A 542-nucleotide genomic window follows, 5' to 3' on the forward strand; every position below is an offset into this window, starting at 1 on the left:
ACCCATTCCTCGCGTGGAACAGCTTCAATCTGGTGTACCTTGTAGCTTTTCACCCGGCTTCGGCCTTGGGCTAAATCCCCGGTGTAGGTCGGATTGGTAAGAATGGAGTGGATCATGCGGACTCCCCACATAGGATCGTCATACCCTCTTGTCGAAACAGGCAAGCCCTTTTGTACCTTGTAAGCCGAGGGGCTCGGTACGCCGTGTTCGTTCAGGTACAGCGCGATAGCACGTTTTGATGACCCTTGAATAAGCATTGTGAAAATGAGTTTGACATTTTCAGCAGCATCGGGATCAACAATCAGCCTGTGCTTGTCCTTTGGGTGCTTTACATAGCCGTAAGGAGCAAATGCTCCGATATACTGGCCGTTGCGCCGTTTGTAATCAAATACCTGCCGGATCTTTTTGGAAGTCTGATAGCAGTAATTATCGTTCATCACGTTTGTAATGGGAACGATGATATTTGAAACGCTGTCGGGGTTCTTGTAGCTGTCCACATTCTCAGCAAGGCTGATAAAGCGAACACCCATTTGAACAAACAG

1 protein-coding gene is annotated in these 542 nt (G+C 48.3%); it reads right to left on the reverse strand.

The features are described from left to right. Positions 1-542: recombinase family protein (locus DMI82_RS19610; RefSeq protein ID WP_199579990.1), on the reverse strand; the 542-nt coding region annotated here is incomplete at both ends.

The organism is Blautia sp. BCRC 81119 (assembly GCF_003184505.1).
Lineage (GTDB): Bacteria > Bacillota > Clostridia > Lachnospirales > Lachnospiraceae > Blautia_A > Blautia_A fusiformis.